Origin of the sequence: Pseudonocardia sp. NPDC046786 (assembly GCF_040645415.1) — a bacterium.
GTDB classification, from domain to species: Bacteria; Actinomycetota; Actinomycetes; order Mycobacteriales; family Pseudonocardiaceae; genus Pseudonocardia; species Pseudonocardia kongjuensis.
Genome location: NZ_JBEYYF010000058.1, coordinates 1 through 1,600, shown reverse-complemented (window position 1 = coordinate 1,600; position 1,600 = coordinate 1). Strand labels below are relative to the sequence as shown.

The window sequence follows — 1,600 nt, the reverse complement described above, 5'->3', positions numbered from 1 at the left end:
TCGTGGGTGAGAGGTGATGCGTAGCCGATTGAGGCGAAGAGGGTGATCCCATGCTGTCGAGAAAAGCCTCTAGCGAGTGCTGTTGCGGCCCGTACCCCAAACCGACACAGGTGGTCAGGTAGAGAATACCGAGGCGATCGAGAGAACTGTGGTTAAGGAATTCGGCAAAATGCCTCCGTAACTTCGGGAGAAGGAGGGCCATCTGCCTTGAAGCCCCTTTTGCGGGCTAGGGGTGGGTGGTCGCAGAGACCAGGCCCAAGCGACTGTTTACTAAAAACACAGGTCCGTGCGAAGTCGCAAGACGATGTATACGGACTGACGCCTGCCCGGTGCTGGAACGTTAAGAGGACCTGTTAGCTCCTTTCGGGGGGCGAAGCGGAGAATTTAAGCGCCAGTAAACGGCGGTGGTAACTATAACCATCCTAAGGTAGCGAAATTCCTTGTCGGGTAAGTTCCGACCTGCACGAATGGCGTAACGACTTGGGCGCTGTCTCGACCACAGACTCGGCGAAATTGCATTACGAGTAAAGATGCTCGTTACGCGCGGCAGGACGGAAAGACCCCGGGACCTTTACTATAGCTTGGTATTGGTGCTCGGTTCGGCTTGTGTAGGATAGGTGGGAGACTGTGAAGTCATCACGCCAGTGATGGTGGAGTCGTTGTTGAAATACCACTCTGGTCGAACTGGGTGTCTCAACCTCGGGCCATGATCTGGTTCAGGGACAGTGCCTGGTGGGTAGTTTAACTGGGGCGGTTGCCTCCCAAAGAGTAACGGAGGCGCCCAAAGGTTCCCTCAGCCTGGTTGGCAATCAGGTGTTGAGTGTAAGTGCACAAGGGAGCTTGACTGTGAGACTGACGGGTCGAGCAGGGACGAAAGTCGGGACTAGTGATCCGGCACCACCTTGTGGAAGGGGTGTCGCTCAACGGATAAAAGGTACCCCGGGGATAACAGGCTGATCTTGCCCAAGAGTCCATATCGACGGCATGGTTTGGCACCTCGATGTCGGCTCGTCGCATCCTGGGGCTGGAGTAGGTCCCAAGGGTTGGGCTGTTCGCCCATTAAAGCGGTACGCGAGCTGGGTTTAGAACGTCGTGAGACAGTTCGGTCCCTATCCGCCGCGCGCGTTGGAGATTTGAGGAAGGCTGTCCCTAGTACGAGAGGACCGGGACGGACGAACCTCTGGTGTGCCAGTTGTCCCGCCAGGGGCACGGCTGGTTGGCTATGTTCGGGAGGGATAACCGCTGAAGGCATCTAAGCGGGAAGCCTGTTCCAAGATGAGGTCTCCTACCACCTTGAGTGGGTAAGGCTCCCAGGAGATGACTGGGTTGATAGGCCGGAGATGGAAGCCCTGTGAGGGGTGGAGTTGACCGGTACTAATAGGCCGAGGGCTTGCTCACAACATTTTGTTCGCATCCACTGTGTGACCCTGAGCCCATGACCGTGTTGGTTGTGTGGTGGGGATAAGATAATAGTGTTGTCGGTGGTCATAGCGTCAGGGAAACGCCCGGTCCCATTCCGAACCCGGTAGCTAAGCCTTTCTGCGCCGATGGTACTGCACTCGACAGGGTGTGGGAGAGTAGGTCGCTGCCGACATTCAAC

The 1,600-nt window shown here is 56.6% G+C and carries 2 rRNA genes (1 of these 2 cut by a window edge); both read left to right on the top strand.

From position 1 onward, the window contains the following. Positions 1-1,398 (top strand): 23S ribosomal RNA (locus ABZ881_RS30775) (it extends 1,775 nt beyond the left edge of the window). Between the two features lie 79 nt (positions 1,399-1,477). Next, a 5S ribosomal RNA gene (gene rrf, locus ABZ881_RS30770) occupies positions 1,478-1,594 on the top strand. The last annotated feature ends 6 nt before the right edge of the window (positions 1,595-1,600 follow it).